Raw genomic sequence first — 18,261 nt, 5'->3', positions numbered from 1 at the left:
CGTGGAATAGGCCAAGGCGCTATCATAATTCGCGGCAACAACGCAGGGCAGCCCGCGGCGGCCAAATCACCGGCCCTCTGGCCTGGCCTAGCGCGGCGCGTGCAGGGGGACCCTCTCGAGAACAACGGGCTATTGCAACGCTGAGTCCGGTCCTGCGCCCGTCTGCACTTCCGGCAAGACGCCGGCTGCTCGCAACGCTCGCCGCACCCCATCGACGGGGTCGAAGTCTCTCCGCCAGTCGGCCAGCACGGCGGCTGACGCGGCTTTGTAGCGGTCGATGTTCGCGGCGTCGGTGACATCGCGTAACGCATCGGCTAGTGCGGCGGCGTCTCCCGGCGGGGTCTTCCTGCCGTTTACGCCGTCACGCACGAGCTCCTGCGCTGCGCCGACAACGTTGGTGGCCACCACGGCCAGCCCCGCGGCCAACGCTTCGTTGACGACCAGAGCCCAGGGTTCGTAGTCACTGGGGAGGACCAGCACGTCGGCCGCCCGATAGATGCTGCTGACCTCGTGCTGCTTGTTGACGAAGCCAAGCCACCGCACGCGTTCGGCTAAGTGCTGCGGCACGCGAGCCTGCAGCTCGTCGCGGAGCTCGCCATCGCCGGCGACGGCGAGTGACCAATCGGGTCGCTCTGCCGCGATGCTGGCGAACGCGTCGATCAAGAGGTCGACCCGTTTGACGCTTACGAGGCGTCCGGAGTAGACCAGCCAGCGGCGTGACTCACTGAGGTCGTAGCGCTCCCGGGTCGCACTTACCTCGCCCGGCGTGATCTGTTCTATTTCGCCGTAGTCGGGGGTGTAGGGACAAGTAAAGACTTTGCTTCGCGGAACCCCATAAAACTTCCAGAAGGCCCTCCCAAGCGAACCACAGGCAAAGCAACCCGCGAGCGGTCGCGTAATCGTTCGAATAAACGTTCGCTTCCGCCAGATGGAGTGTGGAGCCCTGCCGCGTTCGCCACGGAGGTTAGAGTCGGCCCAGATGTACGTCGAAATCCCTGCCTGAGGGCACCATCGCAACAAGCGGATACGGGCGATGTCGTAGTAGCCGCCTACGATGACCGCGGCGGGCGCAAGGCGTCGGAGGACCGCGATGAGCTTGCTTCCGCGACGCCATTCTCGCACGCTGAAATGTCCGCGTGCACGTGCGGGGATTGGATCTCCGTCGCTCAAATCGATGTACTCAACCCCCTGCGCTGCTTCGGCCTGCCAATCGCGTTCTCGGTCGCGGTGAGTAATGACAACGACGAGGCGGACCTCCGGCAGGTCTTCCGCTAGTCGCTTCTGGAAATGGGCTTGATAAGGGGGAAGCGCGTTAAGCACTAGGACGACCGTGGGCCGCGAGGGGTCTGAGCTAGCAATGAAAGTTGTCAGGGGTCGCGTCACTTCGTAGAGCTTCGAAATCACCCGCGGTTTTTCAGTATGTCACAGAGAAAGGGGGGGCGCCAAGAAAAACGGCGCAAGGGCCCAGGTTGATCGAGTGGATGCTCGAACTGGCGCCCGCGGGTCGCTTCTTCGCGAGAGCGACCGAAGCATTCTCGCCATGACGAAGGTTATGGGCCGCGACACGCTGTCTAGCCCAGGCGTCCGAAGTCCCCCCGCCTAACCCGGCAGCGGCGGCACTCCGGGCAGTCCCTCCAACCGTCAAAGGCGGCCTGGGTTGTGGCGGATTCGAAGCGTTTCTCCGGGGCCGTTCCCATTGAGATTGTTTGCCTTGCTGTCGCTCCCAGGTATCATATAGATGGCGTGAGCTACGCCATCGGAAAGCGAGTCCGTGTGAGTTCTAGCTTTCTATTCGTCGTTAACGTTTACGGAGACTGGGTATGAACCGGGCATTGCTGTCGTTGGTCGCAGTTGGTTGCATTTCCGCTCCCACGATTTGCTGGGGCCAAGCCGCTTCAACAGCGTTGCAATCGATCCGGGGCAACTCTGGCGCCTTAGATCCGACGTCGATAGACGGCGTGATCCGGAATGACGTGGGGTCGATCTATCGTGGCAACGATCTCGGCGACGGAGTCGGCGGAGTGCTCAGCACCGGCCTATCGACCAGCGTCGCGCTCAACCAACAACAATCGCGAGCTCAGAGTACTTCTCGGCCAACGTCGACCTTCAATCCGACCAGGATTGGCACTTCCTCGAAGCCCTTCGCCAACTCAAGCGTCGACAATACTGTCTCGCCCTACCTGAACCTGTTCCTTAGCGATTCTCTAACCAGCGACCCGAACTTCGTGCCCTATCAATCGTTGGTCAGGCCGCAGCAGAATCAGATGGACTTCAACCGTCAGATCCAGGCGCAGGGGCAAGCGCTCAATCGCCGGGTCCAGGAGATCGCGGCCAAGCCGGCTTTCAATCCGCAGGGCTCTGAGCAGCAGCTTCCGACCGGACACTCAACGGTCTTCGGGAACATGTCGCACTACTACCCGCAGCCGCAGCGCCGGTAGGTACATCAAGGGTTGGCTTCTCCCCCGCCTCGGGATCGGCGGCCCAGCCGGCGGCGCTGCAGGTAGTACTTGAGCCCCGGCACGAAGAATGCCGCTGCGGCGACGACTCCGAAGAGCGTGACGCTTAGGTCGAGCCCTTCGCGTTGCATCTTGGCCATCACCAGCGCCGTTGCGAAGAGCGCGGCGGACTGTACGTAGAACGATCCGGCCAGCATTCCGGCCTTTACGGCGAACACCATCCCGCTGATCACAGCGAGGACGGGGGAGAGGGTTAGCACCTCAAGCCCCAGCAGCCCCTCGATCACGAATAGCAGCACCACGCCCACGACGCTGCTGCCCCAAAGGTGCGCGATCTGCCGCTCAATGGCGGTGACTGGCCCCGATCGGTGGCGAAGTTTCCAGAAGATGGGGGCCCAGATTGACAGCCCACCTCCCCAGAGAAGCAGGTAGGGCCACGGCTGGGCCATCGCCGGCACGCTGTGGCGGAGAGCGTGCATCGCGTTGGTAGCGAGGCAGATCACCAGCAGCACCAAGGAGTGCCACATCCATAGCAGGCCCCAATTCTCCAGCAGGGCCGCGTGGCTGGTCTCGCGGAAGACCCGTGAGACGACTTGAGAAAACCGCCCACTCCGCGCCGAAACGGGTTCTCCGCAAAGCAAGGCGTCGAGATCGTCCGCAACCTCAGCGGCAGAGGCGTACCGCAGGTCGGCGGGCTTCTGCAGGCACCGGAGGATCACCATCTCGAGATCGCGGGTCACGCGTCCGTTGAGCAGCCGGGGCGCGGGGGGCTCCTGTTCAAGCAGTGAGATCAGCGTGTCGACCGGCGAGGGACCCTGGTGCGGCGGGCGGCCGGTGACCGCGGCGTACAGCAGGGCGCCTAGGCTGTAGACGTCCGTCCAGGGGCCGATGTCGCCCCTGCCGCCGCTGGCTTGTTCGGGCGCCATGAAGGACGGGGTCCCCATGATGGCGCCGGCCTGGGTGAGGGTGGCGGAGGAACTCGGCTCGAGCCGCTTGGCGAGGCCAAAGTCGCTCACGTGCGGCTCCCCCGCGGCGTCGAGCAGGATGTTGGCCGGCTTCAGGTCGCGGTGGACGATGCCTCGCTCGTGGGCGTACTGGATCGCGCGGGCGACCGCCGCGACAATCCGCGCTGCTTCGGCCTCGGCCAGCGGCCCCAACTGTAGCCTAGCCGCCAGAGTTTGGCCGCGCACCATCGGCATGCTGAAGTAGAGCTGCCCGTCGTGCTCGCCTACCTCGTAGATCGAGACGACGCCGGGGTGATCCAGCCTGGCAGCCGCTTCGGCCTCGCTGCGGAAGCGGCTGCGGTCCTGCGGCGAGGCCACGGCGCCCCGCAGGATCACTTTGACGGCGACTTCCCGCCGCAGGCTCGATTGGCGGGCGCGGTAGACGATCCCCATCCCGCCGCGGCCCACTTCCTCCAGCAGCTCGTAGTCTCCCATCTGATGCGGAAGTTCGAACTCGGCAGGCGCCTGCGCCGTTTGCACGGAGTCTCGCTGCCAACGAACCGTCGCCCCGTTGGCAGCGGCGCCGGTTATCATCAACGCCCCCCACAGCTCCCAAACCGCTGGCGCGAGGGAGGGTTGCGCGTCCGCAATGCGCTGGGGGGCCAAGTCGTCTCCCCGCTGCGCCGCGTCGGTAAGCTCCTCTAGCACCAAGGCCAGCCGTTCGTCTTCTGGAATCGGTTCGGCTGTCATAGAGAGATGGTCAACTAGCTTGTGGGTCTCAATTCTGCTGGGCCGGATCGACGTCGTGAAGGTACGATCGCAGCCGGCGCATCGCCCGCAGGTGACGCATGCTAGCGGCTTGTGCCGAGAGGCCCAACGCGTCGGCTGCTTCGGAGTTGCTCAGTTGCTCGAAGTGCCGCATCAGAACGATCTCTTGGTCCTGGGGATCGAGTTGCTCGCACGCCTGCTCGAACCGCCGTTGCAGCTCTCGCCAGGTCGCGGCGGCAGCGGGGGTGAGTTGCTTGTCGCTTAGCTGTCCCGCCAAATCGAGCGTCGACTGCTCTGTCTTTACGGCGGCAACCAGGGGTCTTTCGCGGTCCATGCTGCGTCGCGCCGCGACGCGGTGTCGGCGATGGGCGTCGATCAGCCGGTCCATGCCGATCTGCCTGAGCCACAAGTGGAAAGGCATCACAGGGTTGGCCAGGTAGTCGCCGAGCCGGCGGTTCGCCTCGATCAGCACCTCTTGGACGATGTCGCTGGCGTCGACCCGCCGCTGGAGCACCGGGTCGATCCGCAGGTCGACCATCCGCTTTACGGCTGCGCGATGGCGGTCGAGCAACCGGTTGACGGCCGCCCCGTCTCCCTCGCGGATCTCGGCGAGGAGCTTTTGGGTGTCAGAGGATTCCGGCCACATCGGCGGCATTGGGCGTCTCGCTACGGGTCGTCCCGATTATAGCCGGAACGCGCCATCCGCGTTTCCGCCCGGAGACGCATTTCGGCCAGCCTCCCCTTGGAGTAGCATCCCCTCGATGCGTACGAGCGATTGGGACTGCGTCATTGTGGGCGGGGGGGTGGCCGGGTGCTGCCTTGCCTGGGCGATGCGGCTGAGTGGCCAGCGGTCGTTGATCGTCGATCGGCCGTCGCCGGGCTCGGCTTCTCGCGTTGCGGCCGGGCTGGTCGCTCCATATTCCGGTCAAAGGCTGGTAATGGTCGAGCGGTTCGACGCCGACTGGGAGGTTGCCCAAGCCTTCTACCGTCGGATTGAAGCGGATACCGGCGCTGGGCTGCTGTCGATTGGGCCTGCCGTTTATGCTTTCGCCAGCGTCGAGCAGGCCGAGAAGTGGCGTTCTCGGCGCCCGCAAACCGCTCCTGCGCCGCACTTGCCGTCCTGCTACCGGACGCCGCACGGGGCGGCCCAGGCGCCGAACGCGGGGCGACTAAATGTCGCGGCCTTTCTCGACGCGACACACGCCACTTGGCGCGACGAAGGGGCTCTGATGAGTGCGAAGATCGATCCGCAGTCGATCCACGCTAGCGAGGACGCGGTCGAGCTCGTCGGCCGCCAGCTCCGCGCCAAACGGCTGGTGATGAGTGTGGGCGCCGCGGCCGTCGACTGGCCGCAGACCGCGGGGCTCCCGTGGGCGTTGGCCCGAGGTGAGTTGCTCACCGTGCGGTTGCCAGGGGTGGTCGAGACGCGGGTGGTGCGCGGCGGCGTTTGGCTGGCGCCGTTGGGCGAGGGATTGTTCCGGGTAGGCGCCACCTACGACTGCTTGGGCCTGAGCGCTGGCCCCACCCCCAAGGGGCGCGCTTGGCTGCTGGAGCGTCTCTCGGCGTTGATCGAGGCGCCGGCGGAAGTTGTCGCCCACGACTCGGGGGTCCGCCCGCTGCTGGCCCACCGCCTCCCCAGCTCGGGGTGGTCGCAAGACAACCCGCGGATCGGTTGGCTCAACGGTTTGGGCTCACACGGGGTGTTGCGCGCGCCGAGGCTGGCGATCACGATGGCGGCCGAAGCCGGGGCGGGGTGACCGGCCCCTTACTTCTGCACGAACTCGGGCTTTACTAGCTCCGGCAGCACTCCCGCGGCGTGCCCGCGTTCCAGGAAGAGCCGGACCGACTCGCGGCCGCGTTCGCCAAAATCGCGGGTCCAGTCGTTCACGTACATGCCGACGAACTTGTCTGCCTTGGCGTCGTCGAGGTCGCGTCCGTACTGGAGGGCATAGTCCAGAGCGGGTTTGCGATGGTCGAGGCCGAAGTTGATGCTTTGGCTGAGGAGGCTCTCGACATCGGCGATCACCTTCGGGCCCAGGTCTTTGCGGATCGCGTTGGCGCCCAGCGGCAGCGGCAGCCCGTCGGTCTCTTCGCCCCACCAGACGCCCAGGTCTACCACCAGCTTCAGGTCCTGCTCACCGTAGGTGAGCTGGCCCTCGTGGATGATGAGCCCCGCGTCGATCTTCTCCCCGTTGTACTCTCCTGCCACCGTCGCATTGATGATCTCGTCAAACGGCACGAGCACGTAGTCGAAGTCTTCGCCCAGGCAGAGCCGCAGCGACAGGAACGCGCTGGTTAGCTTGCCCGGCACGGCGATCCGTTTGCCGCGGAGCTGCGAGACCGTCAGCGGCTGGCGCGCCACCACCATCGGCCCGTAGCCGTCTCCCATGCTCGCGCCGCAGTTGCACAGCAGGTACTTGTCCTGCAAGAAGGCGTAGGCGTGGATGCTGACGGCGGTCAGTTCCAGCTCGCCGGAAAACGCCCTCTGGTTGAGCGTCTCGATGTCGACCAGCTCGTGGGTGAACTGGTAGTCCCCCGTGGGAAGCTTGTCCTTCGCCAGGGCGTAGAACATGAACGCGTCGTCGGGGTCGGGGCTGTGACCTACTCGGATCAGCATAATGGCGGCCGGGGCTGGCGGGGCGGCGTGTCTAAGGGGGTGAACCGCGGTTCTTGACCGGAGTTCACCCCTGCAGGGCCCCGTATGTTACCGGCTCGTCGCCGCCGGCCAAACCCTCGGTGCAGCCGGAGCCAGCCGCTTCGGCTCCGGGCGGCCTTCGGGTGCGCAAGGAGCCCGCGGGGCGCCGCCGCTTCTGGCGCCGCCGGGCGATTACACCTGGAACGATACGCCGGTCGGGGCGTCGACACGCGGCAGGTGGGCGGCCGGGATCGGGGCCCCTTTGGGCCCGTCGGCGGCCTGGGTTCGCTCGCAGGCCAGCCGCCACGTCTCCCGTTCGAACTCCAGCACCCGCAGCACGTCGGCCAGCTTGTTCGAGTCGAAGTTCACGTAAGCGCTCACGGCCGTGGCGAAGACAAACTGGTACAGCTCCTCCAGCCGGCGGTTGATCTCGGTGTCGGCGTGCCGCACGCCGGCCAGCATCTCGGCCACGATGTCAATCACCTTGGTCAGGGACGAGTTGGCCCGGACCTCTTCGTCGCGCAACATCGCCTGCTCTGCTTGGCGGGCGAAGCGAACGGCGCCCTCGATCAGCATCAAGTGGAGCTGCGCGGGCGAGGCGGTGTTGACCTTCGACTCTAGGTAGTCAGGCTTCATGGCTTCCGTTGGGATTGGCTGGTTAACGACGTAAGGACCGGTTTGGCGTCTACAGCGGCGGGATGATCTGAAGTCCGTTCAGTGTTGACTGGTTCGTCTGCAGCTTGGCGATCGTCTCCTCGAGCCGATAGAACTCCGCCAACATCTGGTCGCGCTGCCGCGTGAGCCGCTCATCCCACTCGGCGACGCGGTCTGTCCCGGAATCGATACGCACGGTGAGCGAGCGCGAGCGGGTAAGAAGCAGTGAGTTATCGTCTCCCGCTAGGCGATCGATGCTGGCGGTGAACTTAACCGCCACGCCGCTTGTGGGATCACGCAGCAACGACTCAACATCGGCGGCGCTCTCCGTGAGCGCAGATTCAAGCTTGGCGCTATCCAGCTCCAGCGAACCGTCGGCTTTCAGGCTCACGCCGATCGACTGAAGCGTTTCAAAACGCCCCCCGGTTGCAAACCGGCCGGAGAGCAGCCGACCGAGTTCCGACTCAACGCGGAGGGGTTCTCCCTTGCCGAAAAGGATGCCGGTGGTGTTGCTCTCGGAGTCGAAGTCGGTAACGGAGTCGAGGTTCGTCCGCAGTGCGTTAAAGGAATCGACAAAGTCCTTCACGGCCGCGGAGATGGGGTCGTTGTTGCGCGAGACGTCGACGCGGGCGGGGGCGTCAGAAGTGGCGTTCACGGTCAGCGACAGGCCGTCCACCACGCCGGTGAAGCTGTTCGTCTTCGAGGCGATCAGCACGCCTCCGCCACCGAACTCGATCAGCGCGTCGCGTCCCTTGGTGACTTGCTCGAAACCCAGCGCTTCTTCTCCGGAGTCAAGCAGCAGGCCCGGCCCGGCGCCGGTCTTGGCGGACTGCACCGAGAGGCGGTAGCCCACGCCGTCGAACAGGACGCTGGCAGAGAACCCCGCGTCGAGCTTGTTGATCTTGGAAGCGAGCGCGCCCAGCGCGCCCTGCTTGGCGTCCGCGGCGGTGAACAGGGCGCCGCTGTCGACGGTGCGGACGCCCGCCCCGCTGAGCGAAGTAGAGCTCTTGGCGATGCCGAGCTGCGTTGCGGAGGCCCCCGAGCCAAGGTCTTCCACCTTCAGCGGATCGCCGCCGGGCGAGCTATCCGAAAGCGTGATGCCGTTGCTCCCGGCGTTGAGCGCGGCCGTGACCGAAACCCCCGCCGCGTCCGCGGCGGAGTTGATCTTGTTGATCACGTCGCCGACGGTCTGCGCCTCGTTGCCGGCCTCGCTGAGATTGACGACGAATGATGAGCCGTTCGACGCGGTCACGCGGAACAGCCCGAGCGCGATCCCTGCGCCGTTGCGGAGCGAGCTCAGCGACGTGTCGCCGGTCGTTTGGCTAAGGTCGGAAAGGTCGAACTCAAAGTTGGTTGTGCCGTCGATCACCTGCCTGCCGGACCCATCGACCGCGGTGGACGAACCAAGCAGCCGCAGCCCCGCGGCCGCCTTGCCCCCTGATTCGGCGACCGAGAGCGTGCCTGAGCCGCCCGCCAGGTCGGTCAACACGATGCCGTCGCCCGAGTCGTTGATCCGCGCCTCGACGTCGATCCCTAGGGCGTTCACACGGTCGATCACGTCCCCCAGCGTCGTGGCCGGGTCGCTTGTCTTTTTCAGGTCGACGACCTTGGAGACCCCCGCAGAGTTGGTGACGCGGAAGTTGGCGGCGGGGACCCCCTTGCCGCCGTTCAGGCTGGTCAGCAGCGTCCCGCGGCTGGCGACCTGGCGGTTGAGCGAACCGCTGTTGATCGAGGCAACCGTGTCGTTGACCGCGATGCCCAGCTCCTGGGCCGTGGCGCCGGCGCCGACATCGGCCACCACCAACGCGCCGGAGCCGCCAGAGGCGTCGACGATTTGCACGCCGTTGCGGGCCGAGTTGATCGAGGCGGTCACCTGGGCGCCCGAGGCGTTGATCAGGTTGACGATATCGCTGAGCGTCTCGGCGCCCGACAGGTCGATCTGGGTGGTCGCCGCGCCGGCGCGGTCGGTGATCTCGATGGCGCCTAGCGAGACGCCGCGGCCGCCGTTGAGGCTGGAGACCAGCGTTCCGCGCAGGCCGCCGATCAATCGACGGCCGCTGAGCGTTGCGCCAGCTCCGTCGCCAGCGACGCCGAGGTCTTCCGCTGCCGTGCCCCCGCCGGCGCTTGCTACGGTAAACGCGCCCGCGCCCCCCGACAGGTCTTGGAGCTCTAGCCGGGCGCCGTCCGCCGAGACCGCCGCGGACAGCCTGCCGGGCGCCGCGGCGTTGATGGCGTTGACCACTTGGCCGAGCGTTGTCGCATCTGCCAGGTCGATCAGCACCGGGTCGGCGCCGTCAGAGAGCTGGATCGACAGATCGTCGACCCCGGCGCCGGTGAGCGAGACGCCGTTGCCGTCGTTGAGGTCTTTCAGCCTTGAAGCGGTAGAGAGGCCCAGCACGTCGGTCCCGACGGCCGTGTTCGATGCGACGCTCAGACCGGCGAGGCCGAGCCCGGCGGCGGTCTTGCCTCCGGCAACCTCTTGCACGCTCAGCGAGCCCGACCCCCCTGACAAGTCGGTCAGGGAGAAGGAGTCGCCATCGGTCGAGGCCGTGACGCTGATCTCGGTCGCGGCGTTGATTGCTTCGATCACGTCGTCGACGGTCTGCGCACGCTTCAGGTCGATCACCGCGGTGGCGCCGCTGCGATCGGTGATCTTGATGCTGCCACCGGGTACGCCGGCGCCGGAGTTGAGCTGATCGAGCTTCACCCCCTGGTCGACCTGGCCGCCGAAGCGGACCTTGAGCACGCCGTCGCCCAAGGAACTGGTCTGCTCGTCGAACCGCCCAGAGAGCAGTTGCTGGGCCGCGGCGGTCTGCACCGGCTTGATCTGATAGCTGCCGGGCGCCGGGGTCTTGCCGGCCTGGACCGTGACCGCCAGGGCGTCCTTGTTGGAGCTGGAAGCCTTGGACGACGCGAACGTGGTGTTGTTCTTGAACTTGTTGATCGCAAACTGGAACGAGAGCGTCAGCGAGGCGAGCCGGTCGACGGCGACCTGCTCGGACTGTAGCTGATCGGTCCGCGACTGCAGCAGGTTGCGTTGCCGCCCCGCGATGGACAGCAGTTGATTGACCGTGTCCTCAATCGGGATGCCCGTGATCAGGCCGACGCTCGACTGGATCTGGGACATAGCGGGCGGGGAAGGTCGGAGGTGGGAGCGTGAGGCGGGAGGATGGCGGTAAAGCCTACGGCGCGCAGCGGCGCCGGCGCGCACGACTGCACAAGCTTTATCGACTCCGCGCGGCTACCAGGCCCAGGAAAACGAAGAAAGCCGGCCCGACCACGGGGGTCGGACCGGCTTGTAGGGGTCTTAACGTTATCGTGCTAGCGGTCGCTAACCTTCGAAGGGTGAAGGGCTTAACGCAGCAGGGCCAGCACGTTCTGCGGGTTCTGGTTGGCGATCGACAGAACCGACGTGCCGGATTGCACGAGGATCTGGGCACGCGTCAGGGCCGCCGACTCTTCGGCGAAGTCCGCGTCGCGGATGGCCGACTCGGCGTCCTGCAGGTTCACCAGGGTGTCGTTCAGGGCGTTGCGGTTGGTTTCCAGCGTCGTCCGCTGGAAGGCGCCCAACCGACCGCGGAGGCCGGTGACCTGGTCGATGGCCTCTTCGACGATCTTGGCGGCCCCGTTGGCGTCGGTCGCCAAGGCGGCGCCGTTGCCGGTGCCCAGCTCAAACAGCTTGCCGCTCACGCCGCCCAGCCGGGCGGTGTTCACGCTGCCGATGCCCAGGCGGGCCTGCTGGTTGCTCACCACGTCCGGGCCGAGTTGGAACAGGGCGCCGCCGCCGGTGATGTTGAAGTCGATCTGCCCGGTGAAGCCGGCCGTGATGGTCGAGCTGAGGTCGAGCGTCGCGGTGTTGATCGACAGCGAGTTGCCGGCGCCCTTGGCCGCGATGCCGTTGACGTTGGCGATGATGTCCGTGCCGGTGTCGCGGGAGCTGACGGCCGCCGCGGTGGAGAACACGCCGCTCGGCGTGCTCCCGGTCCCTTCCGAGATCACCTTGAAGTCGACAACGGACGACGAACCGTAGGTTGTGGAAGTCAGCTCGAGCGTGGTGCCGTTGGCGACGGCCTCAACGCCGGTGGCGTCCTTGACCAAGTTGATGCCGGTCACAAGCTGCGCGATGCTGGTTCCAACGCCGAAGCTCAGCACTTCAGAGCCGTTGGAGCCGGCGAGCTCGAACACCACGGCGGCCGCGATGCCGCCGGAGGTGGCCGGGGTTCCGCCGGTCAGCGTCGAAGCAGATCCCGGGGGGGTGTCGGTGGCGCCGGTGTAGGACGCCGAACCGCTGTAGGTAGCGGCCGAGATCTCAGCGATGTTCGACTGGATGAAGCTGGCGATAGCCGACAGCGAGGTCGCAGCCGAATCGTCCACGGTGACGGTGTAGCCGTTGGTGGCGTCGCCCGTCAGCGTCGGGGTGGCTCCGACTCCCGTGCCTTCGGCGATGGTGATCGAGATGTTGTTCCCGGTCGCCGACGTGAGGCTGATGGTCTCCGTGCCGGTGGTCCCTGCGGCGCCGCCCGTCAGCGTCAGGGCCGACGGGGGGGTGTCGGTGGCGCCGGTGAACGATGCCGAACCGCTGTAGGTGGCGGCCGAGACCTCGGAGATGTTTGTCTGGATGAAGCTCGCGATCGACGCCAGCGTGGTGGCCGACGCGTCGTCGACCGTTACCACGTAGCCGTTGGTGGCGTCGCCCGTCAGCGTGGGGGTGGCCCCGTTGCCGTTGGCTTCAGCCAGCGTGATCGAGATGTTGTCGCCGGTCGCCGACGTGATAGCGATCGACTCCGTGCTGGTGGTCGCCGCGGCGCCGCCGGTCAGCGTAGCGGCCGATCCGGGCGCCACGTCCAGCGAACCGATGTACGAGGCCGAACCGCCGTAGGTGGCGGCGCTCACCTCGCCGATGCCGGCGATCGCTGCGCGGATGTCGTCGACCGTGGTCGCAACGGTGTCGTCGATCGTGATGGTGTAGCCGTTGGTGGCGTCGCCCGTCACGGTCGGGGTGGCGCCGTTGCCGTTGGCTTCGGCGATGGTGAACGACAGGTTGTCGCCCGAGGCCGAGGTCACGGCGATCTGCTCGGTCGAGGCGTCGCGGCCGCCGGCCAGCGTGCCCGTGCCCGTGTTGCTCGCCAGGATCGCGTCGCCGCCGTCGGTGGTGGCGGTGGCCGCGAACTCGGTGCCGGCGTTAATCACGCCCACCAGGTCGGCCACGGTGTTGTTGCCGCCGGTGATGTCTACGGTCACGGTCAGCGTGTCGGTGCCCGCGTCGTACAGCGTGCCTTCGCCCGCGCCGTCAACAATCACGATGTTCTTCGCCCCGACGCCTTCCGCACCTTCGGCGTTGCCGGCGGCCAGGGCCGTCAGCGTGAACGAGGCGCTGTTGGTCGTGTCGAGCGTGAACGTGCCGGCGCCCTGGTTGGCCAGCAACGCGATATCGACGTTGCCGGTCGCCGGCGTGGCGGCGGCGGTCTGAACCGTCACGTCCAGGCTGCCCGTCGCGGCGGTCGCGGCGGCGGTCTGCACGGTCAGGGCGATGCTGCCCGAGGCGGACACGGCGGGGGTTCCGCCGGCCGGGATGTTCGCAACGTTCAACTGCCCCTTGGTGGCGGCGGTTGTAACGTTCAGGCTCACCGGCACGGAGCCGGCGGCGCCGAGGTTGGCTTGGTCGATCTGCAGCGAGCCGACGTTGGAGAAGTCGGTGTCGCTGGTCGAGGTGATGAAGTCGAGGCTGCCGTCCAACAGGCGCCGGCCTTGGAAGGTCGTCGTCTGGGCGATCCGGTTCAGGGCTTCCAGCGAGCTGTCGACCTGCAACTGGTTAGCGGCAAGCTGCGCGTCGCTCAGGGCGCCGGAGTTGGCCGACTCGGTCACCAGGCCGCGGATGTCGTTCAGCAGGGAGCTGACCTGACCCAGGGCGCTGTCGGCGGTGGCGATCACCTGGTTGGCGCGGTCGGTGTTGCTGATGGCCTTGCGGATGGAGGTGATGTCGCTCCGCAGGTTTTCGCTGGCGATCAAACCGGCCGGGTCGTCTTTACCCGTGTTGATGCGCAGACCGGTCGAGAGCCGCGTGAGCGACTGCGACAGAGTGGCGTTCGCCTTGGCCAGGTTATTCCGGCCGACCAGCGAACCAACGTTCGTGTTAATGCGTGTCATCGGTGTGACCCCTTCTCAGTGAGAACTGGCTCCCAACGCCTGCCGGAACGATCGGAGATCGGTTCCCCGGGCGTGGCGTTGGTCTTGTTAAATGCGTCGGGCGGACCGTTCCGCTCGAACCCATCGGTTGTTCAACATCCGGGTTGTCGATCTTCGGTAGCGTCTCAAATCGGACTCGGCTCGGCGGCCGCGAGCATCGCACCCGGCCATCTCGCCCCGCAGGGGAACGCCAACGACACAGACCCGCCCCCGGCCGCGAGGCCGAGAGCCATCTCCATGTAAGCCCCCCGCCGATAGCAGAGCGCCTATGGGAACGTATCGTCCGCCGGAATGACGCGCTGGATGCTGGCAAGCCGTTTCGGAGCAAAAGAGGCGGTCGCCATCCGGCACAACCCGCTTATCCGGCGCCGCCCGAAGGGTTTCGCCAGCCGGCGACGGCGCTCGGCGTGCAACCGGCAAGACCGTCAACCTGCGCTGTCAAAAAGCAAGCGAGGTTCGAGCCGCTCGTTGGGGGCTCAGGACGGGAGGTTTCCGTCAACAAAGAAATAGGCAGGCCCCGCATCGGGTCGACGGAGAGGTCGGCCTCAGGAGGGCCCCGACCGAACGAGGCCGGCGTGCCTGCTACGTGGGTGGAGGCGCCCCCGACCGCGGAACCGCCGGCCTTCAGGTCGGCTGCGAGGGATAGCGGCAGCTACTCGGCGGCTTTCGGGCCGCCGCCCACTTCGCGGGCGTCGTCGGACTGGATCTGCGCCGCGCGGCGGTTCTCACGCTGGATCGCCTCGTACACCTCACGGCGGTGGACCGGGATCTCAACGGGCGCCTCGATGCCGAGCCGCACCTTGTCTCCGCGCACATCAACAATCGTCACAACGACGTTGTCCCCGATGATGATGCTCTCGTCACGCTGCCTCGAAAGAACCAACATCGTGCTATTCCCGTTCTGGGGGGCCGGTAGGGGTGTCCGGAGAGGGGCCGCCAAGGTCTGGCTTAGGTATTGGGCCCGCGCCCGACCCCCGTCCTCATGTGGATCGGCCAGTGCTGGCGCCCCGCTGCAGAGCGGCGCCTCGCCAATCTGCTATTTCTCAGCCCCCCGCGCCGTGGCGACCGGCGCGACCGGACCTCGTGGTTGCGTCTGCGCCGCTATTGCGGAAAGCGCCGTCGAGATCGCGGCGACCTACGCAGAACGCCGGAATGGCACCGTGGCGCCCAGCACGTACTGCACCGCGTGGTCGTCCTTGGCGATCACCTGCCGTCCGAGCCGCTTAGACAGATGGATCACCAACGGCGCCTTGAGGTTCACCACTAGCCCGTCGTTGCCTTTGCTCAGCAGCACCAGCACCTGGGCGTCGGCCGAAGACTCGAGCCCGATCGCCGCGGTTTCGCGGCTAGAAACGCGGACGCGGTAGTCGCTGACGAACCGCCGCGGGCTTACAACCGCCATCGCGAGCTCGCCCCGATCGACCGACTGCAGCCACCCGAGAGCGGGGTTCAGCGCGTCGGCCAGCAGCACCCAGCGGGTGCACTGCTCGATGCCAATCAGGCCCGAGGGGAACAAGATTTCGTCGCTTTCCAGCACCTCGACATCGCCGAAACGGGTCGTCTTTAGCTTCATGCTTGGCTCCTCGACTGCGAAACGTCGGCGCCGGCGGGCACGCGGGTCCTACTCCGGATTGATCGGCTCTTCGGGTTGCGACGGTCGAATCAAATGACCGGCTTTTCCCCAGAATCGGCGCCCCGCACGCCCGGGCGGGGCGGACCGCTCTCACCGCTAGCCGAGGGGCTCCGCCCCTGTCGCTGCGCTGCGACCCCGGCCATAAATCGCTAGCACGCCGACGGGGCGTAGCCCGTCGGCTAGGGGGCGGTCTACAATGAGCGGTCCGCTGTCACCCCCCCGCCTGCTGCGCACCCCCCCTCGTATGGCTAGCGTCTCTCCCCAATCTGCCTCGAAACTCGCCCCGGGCGTGGCGGACCCCAGGCTGATCCGAAATTTCTCGATCATCGCTCACATCGACCACGGCAAGAGCACGCTCGCCGACCGGCTGCTGGAGCTGACCGACACCGTCAGCAAACGGCAGATGAAGGAGCAGATGCTGGACGACATGGCGCTGGAGCGAGAGCGGGGCATCACCATCAAGGCGCGCGCCGTGAGCATGCGCTACAAGCACGCCGGCCAGACGTACGAGCTGAACCTGATCGACACGCCGGGGCACGTCGACTTCCAATACGAGGTGTCGCGGTCGCTCGTTTGCTGTGAGGGGGCGGTGCTACTGGTCGACGCGTTCCAGGGGGTCGAGGCCCAGACGGTGGCCAACGCCTACAACGCGATCGAGCACGACCTGAAGATCGTGCCGGTGATGAACAAGGTCGACCTCGCCTACGCCCGCCCGGAGGAAGTCAAGGAGGAGATGGAGCACACCCTTGGGATCGAACCGGACGAGGTGCTTGGGTGCAGCGCCAAGACCGGCGTCGGCTGCCTGGAGGTGCTCGACGCGATCATCGACCGCGTCCCCCCCCCCCCGGCGACCCCGCCGGGGTGCTGCAGGCGATGGTGTTCGATAGCGTCTACGACGACTTCCGCGGCGCCATCATGTACGTCCGCATCATGAACGGCGTGGTCCGCAAGGGGCAGCGTATTAAGTTCATCCAAGCGGGCACCACACACGAAGTGGTCGAACTGGGGCAGCTCGCCCCGCGTCGCGTGGCGCGCGACCTGCTCTCGGCCGGGCAGGTGGGTTACATCATCTGCAACATCAAGTCGCTCGGGCACGTGCACATCGGCGATACGTTGAGCGTCGCTACGGGCGAACCGGCCGCTGCGCTGGATGGGTACGAAGAGCCCAAACGGATGGTCTTCTGCGGCCTCTACCCCTCCGACGGCCAGGATTTCGAGCAGCTACGCGAGGCGCTCAACAAGCTGTCGGTGAACGACCCCAGTTTTGACTTCGAGCCGGAGACGTCCGACGCGCTCGGGTTCGGCTTCCGCTGCGGGTTCCTCGGGCTGCTGCACATGGAGATCGTGCAGCAGCGGCTCGAAGGGGAGTCCGACATCGATCTGGTGCAGACGGCGCCCAACGTTACCTACCGCATCAAGACGCACGACGGCGAGTGGCACGAGGTGCATACGCCGACGCGCATCCCGGACATCGGCGAGATCGACGAGTTCCTGCAGCCGATTGTGCGGGTGAGTTATGTGCTCCCCAGCGAGTACATCGGCGGCGTCATGAAAATGTGCTCCGACCGCCGCGGCGTGTTCGTCCGTCAGGAGTACCTCTCCCCCACGCGGGCGATGCTGGTGTACGACCTGGCGCTGGCCGACGTGGTGTACGACATGCACGACAAGCTCAAGAGCAACACCCGCGGCTACGGCACCATGGACTACGAGCTGCGCGGCTACGAGCCGGGCGACCTGGTGCGGCTCGACATCCTGGTGAAGGGAGAACGTGTCGACGCCCTGAGCATCGTCTGCGACCGCCGCGACTCGGACACACGCGGGCGGGCGATCATCAAAAAGCTCAGGCAAGAGATCCCGCGGCACATGTTCGAGGTGGCGTTGCAGGCAGCCATTGGCAGCAAGGTGATCGCCCGCGAGACGATCAGCGCGATGCGAAAGAACGTGACCGCCAAGTGCTACGGCGGCGACATCAGCCGCAAGCGGAAGCTTTGGGAGAAGCAGAAAGAAGGCAAGAAGCGGATGAAGTCGATCGGCAGCGTCGACATCCCGCAGAAGGCGTTCTTGGCGGTGCTCGAGACGGGCGAGGACGACAAGAAGTAGCGGGCGAACCGCGCCCCGGCCTGCTAGGTTTTCCCGGTAGCCATTGGTAGGCTGTGCGGGTTTCCTTTACCTCAAGACGTACGGATTCGAGGGTTTACTATGAATTGCTTTGCCAAGGCGTTCGTGCTGCTGACCGCCGTAGCGGCGGCGTCGGTGCTGACCGGGTGTGACGCGGACGTGCGAGTCGATTCGAACAAAGGCACTGCGCCCGCGCCGGCCGTTGATACCGCGGCCGACGCCCAGAGTGAGGAAGGGGGGGGCTTCTCGCTCGAGATCCCCGGCCTGGGTGTGGACGTGAAGACGAAGAACGGCAAGGTGGACGTCAAGGCGCCCGGCGTCGACGTCAGACGCGACCCCGCCACCGGCACCAGCGTCCGGGCGCCCGGGACCGAGGTGGATGTGGACGGCGCCGGGGTGCGTGTGAAGGCGCCCAATACGGACGTGAAGGTGGAATAAGGCGCCGCAAGCCTAGGGAGTCAGCCAATCGGCGAGCGACAGCCCCGGTATCCCTTCGAAGTCTTTCGTGTTGTGCGTGACGAGCGTTAGGTCGTGCGCGATGGCCGTCGACGCTATCCATAGGTCCGTCAGTGGCGTTAGGCGTCCTGCGTCGAATTGGCGAGCTCGCAGGTCGCCGAAAACTTCGGCTACGTTTGTGTCGACGAGGACGGTTTCCAATTCCCGGAAGAGTTCCGTCAGGCCCTCCATCCGCCGCTTAGGCGCCTGTTGTCGACGAGCCCAAGTTAGTAACTCCCCGACCGTCAGCACGGAGATCTTTAAGCGACCTGCATGCTGAAAAATTCGGCCAGACAGGTGACCGCCGGTCTTGACGTGGTGAGAGCAGGTATCGGTGTCGAGGAGGAAACTCACGGATCGATCGGCGGCCGA

General features: G+C 66.2%; 13 protein-coding genes and 1 pseudogene. 4 read left to right on the top strand and 10 right to left on the bottom strand.

The genetic code is table 11. From position 1 onward, the window contains the following. Nucleotides 1-129: 129 nt before the first annotated feature. Nucleotides 130-1,320: a glycosyltransferase gene (locus tag Pla175_RS25490; RefSeq protein ID WP_197527155.1), complete on the bottom strand. Its 1,191-nt coding sequence runs from the start codon at nucleotides 1,318-1,320 to the stop codon at nucleotides 130-132. A 638-nt stretch (nucleotides 1,321-1,958) separates the two neighbouring features. Here Pla175_RS25490 and Pla175_RS25485 point away from each other — a divergent pair. Next, nucleotides 1,959-2,438 carry a hypothetical protein gene (locus tag Pla175_RS25485; protein ID WP_145291892.1) on the top strand — a complete coding sequence of 160 codons (480 nt, stop codon included), beginning with the start codon at nucleotides 1,959-1,961 and terminating at the stop codon, nucleotides 2,436-2,438. 5 nt (nucleotides 2,439-2,443) lie between these two features. Here the strand turns inward: Pla175_RS25485 and Pla175_RS25480 are convergent, their stop codons facing one another. Further along, the gene (locus tag Pla175_RS25480; RefSeq protein ID WP_145291891.1) at nucleotides 2,444-4,150 is read right to left on the bottom strand and encodes a serine/threonine-protein kinase; all 1,707 of its coding nucleotides are present in this window, start codon (nucleotides 4,148-4,150) and stop codon (nucleotides 2,444-2,446) included. Between the two features lie 28 nt (nucleotides 4,151-4,178). Beyond that, nucleotides 4,179-4,823 carry a sigma-70 family RNA polymerase sigma factor gene (locus tag Pla175_RS25475; protein ID WP_231954075.1) on the bottom strand — a complete coding sequence of 215 codons (645 nt, stop codon included), beginning with the start codon at nucleotides 4,821-4,823 and terminating at the stop codon, nucleotides 4,179-4,181. 106 nt (nucleotides 4,824-4,929) lie between these two features. On the opposite strand from Pla175_RS25475, the gene Pla175_RS25470 reads away from it, so the two are divergent. Further along, nucleotides 4,930-5,925, top strand: coding sequence for an NAD(P)/FAD-dependent oxidoreductase (locus tag Pla175_RS25470; protein WP_145291890.1), 996 nt, complete (start codon nucleotides 4,930-4,932; stop codon nucleotides 5,923-5,925). 8 nt (nucleotides 5,926-5,933) lie between these two features. Here Pla175_RS25470 and Pla175_RS25465 read toward each other — a convergent pair whose 3' ends face one another. The 6 genes from Pla175_RS25465 to fliW all read right to left on the bottom strand — a co-directional run bounded on the left by Pla175_RS25465 (nucleotide 5,934) and on the right by fliW (nucleotide 15,216). Next, the gene (locus Pla175_RS25465) at nucleotides 5,934-6,785 is read right to left on the bottom strand and encodes a menaquinone biosynthesis family protein (RefSeq protein ID WP_145291889.1); all 852 of its coding nucleotides are present in this window, start codon (nucleotides 6,783-6,785) and stop codon (nucleotides 5,934-5,936) included. Nucleotides 6,786-6,995: 210 nt separating this feature from the next. Further along, on the bottom strand, nucleotides 6,996-7,439 hold the full coding sequence (gene fliS, locus Pla175_RS25460) for a flagellar export chaperone FliS (protein ID WP_145291888.1): 444 nt from the start codon (nucleotides 7,437-7,439) through the stop codon (nucleotides 6,996-6,998). 49 nt (nucleotides 7,440-7,488) lie between these two features. Further along, entirely contained in the window at nucleotides 7,489-10,584 is a 3,096-nt protein-coding gene (gene fliD / locus Pla175_RS25455) for a flagellar filament capping protein FliD (protein ID WP_145291887.1), read from the bottom strand. Nucleotides 10,585-10,811: 227 nt separating this feature from the next. Further along, on the bottom strand, nucleotides 10,812-13,604 hold the full coding sequence (locus Pla175_RS25450) for a flagellin (RefSeq protein WP_145291886.1): 2,793 nt from the start codon (nucleotides 13,602-13,604) through the stop codon (nucleotides 10,812-10,814). Between the two features lie 691 nt (nucleotides 13,605-14,295). Then, entirely contained in the window at nucleotides 14,296-14,529 is a 234-nt protein-coding gene (csrA, locus tag Pla175_RS25445) for a carbon storage regulator CsrA (RefSeq protein ID WP_145291885.1), read from the bottom strand. Between the two features lie 249 nt (nucleotides 14,530-14,778). Next, nucleotides 14,779-15,216: a flagellar assembly protein FliW gene (fliW, locus tag Pla175_RS25440; protein WP_145291884.1), complete on the bottom strand. Its 438-nt coding sequence runs from the start codon at nucleotides 15,214-15,216 to the stop codon at nucleotides 14,779-14,781. Nucleotides 15,217-15,520: 304 nt separating this feature from the next. Here fliW and lepA point away from each other — a divergent pair. Together lepA and Pla175_RS25430 are read left to right on the top strand one after the other, a co-directional pair. Then, nucleotides 15,521-17,376 (top strand): annotated as a pseudogene (gene lepA / locus Pla175_RS25435) (translation elongation factor 4). A gap of 99 nt (nucleotides 17,377-17,475) precedes the next feature. Continuing rightward, entirely contained in the window at nucleotides 17,476-17,832 is a 357-nt protein-coding gene (locus Pla175_RS25430; RefSeq protein ID WP_145291883.1) for a hypothetical protein, read from the top strand. A gap of 12 nt (nucleotides 17,833-17,844) precedes the next feature. Here Pla175_RS25430 and Pla175_RS25425 read toward each other — a convergent pair whose 3' ends face one another. Next, nucleotides 17,845-18,243, bottom strand: a complete 399-nt coding sequence (locus tag Pla175_RS25425; RefSeq protein WP_145291882.1) for a type II toxin-antitoxin system VapC family toxin — start codon at nucleotides 18,241-18,243, stop codon at nucleotides 17,845-17,847. Nucleotides 18,244-18,261 lie beyond the last annotated feature (18 nt).

It is taken from the genome of Pirellulimonas nuda, from assembly GCF_007750855.1.
In the GTDB taxonomy this organism is placed as follows: Bacteria; Planctomycetota; Planctomycetia; order Pirellulales; family Lacipirellulaceae; genus Pirellulimonas; species Pirellulimonas nuda.
This window is presented reverse-complemented; position numbering and strand designations above follow the sequence as displayed.

What these genes read in the sequence shown, in the direction of transcription:
- Pla175_RS25480 (WP_145291891.1), bottom strand. Translation starts at nt 4,150, where the DNA reads ATGACAGCCGAACCGATTCCAGAAGACGAACGGCTGGCCTTGGTGCTA.
- Pla175_RS25475 (WP_231954075.1), bottom strand. Translation starts at nt 4,823, where the DNA reads ATGCCGCCGATGTGGCCGGAATCCTCTGACACCCAAAAGCTCCTCGCC.
- Pla175_RS25470 (WP_145291890.1), top strand. Translation starts at nt 4,930, where the DNA reads ATGCGTACGAGCGATTGGGACTGCGTCATTGTGGGCGGGGGGGTGGCC.
- Pla175_RS25465 (WP_145291889.1), bottom strand. Translation starts at nt 6,785, where the DNA reads ATGCTGATCCGAGTAGGTCACAGCCCCGACCCCGACGACGCGTTCATG.
- fliS (WP_145291888.1), bottom strand. Translation starts at nt 7,439, where the DNA reads ATGAAGCCTGACTACCTAGAGTCGAAGGTCAACACCGCCTCGCCCGCG.
- fliD (WP_145291887.1), bottom strand. Translation starts at nt 10,584, where the DNA reads ATGTCCCAGATCCAGTCGAGCGTCGGCCTGATCACGGGCATCCCGATT.
- Pla175_RS25450 (WP_145291886.1), bottom strand. Translation starts at nt 13,604, where the DNA reads ATGACACGCATTAACACGAACGTTGGTTCGCTGGTCGGCCGGAATAAC.
- csrA (WP_145291885.1), bottom strand. Translation starts at nt 14,529, where the DNA reads ATGTTGGTTCTTTCGAGGCAGCGTGACGAGAGCATCATCATCGGGGAC.
- fliW (WP_145291884.1), bottom strand. Translation starts at nt 15,216, where the DNA reads ATGAAGCTAAAGACGACCCGTTTCGGCGATGTCGAGGTGCTGGAAAGC.
- Pla175_RS25430 (WP_145291883.1), top strand. Translation starts at nt 17,476, where the DNA reads ATGAATTGCTTTGCCAAGGCGTTCGTGCTGCTGACCGCCGTAGCGGCG.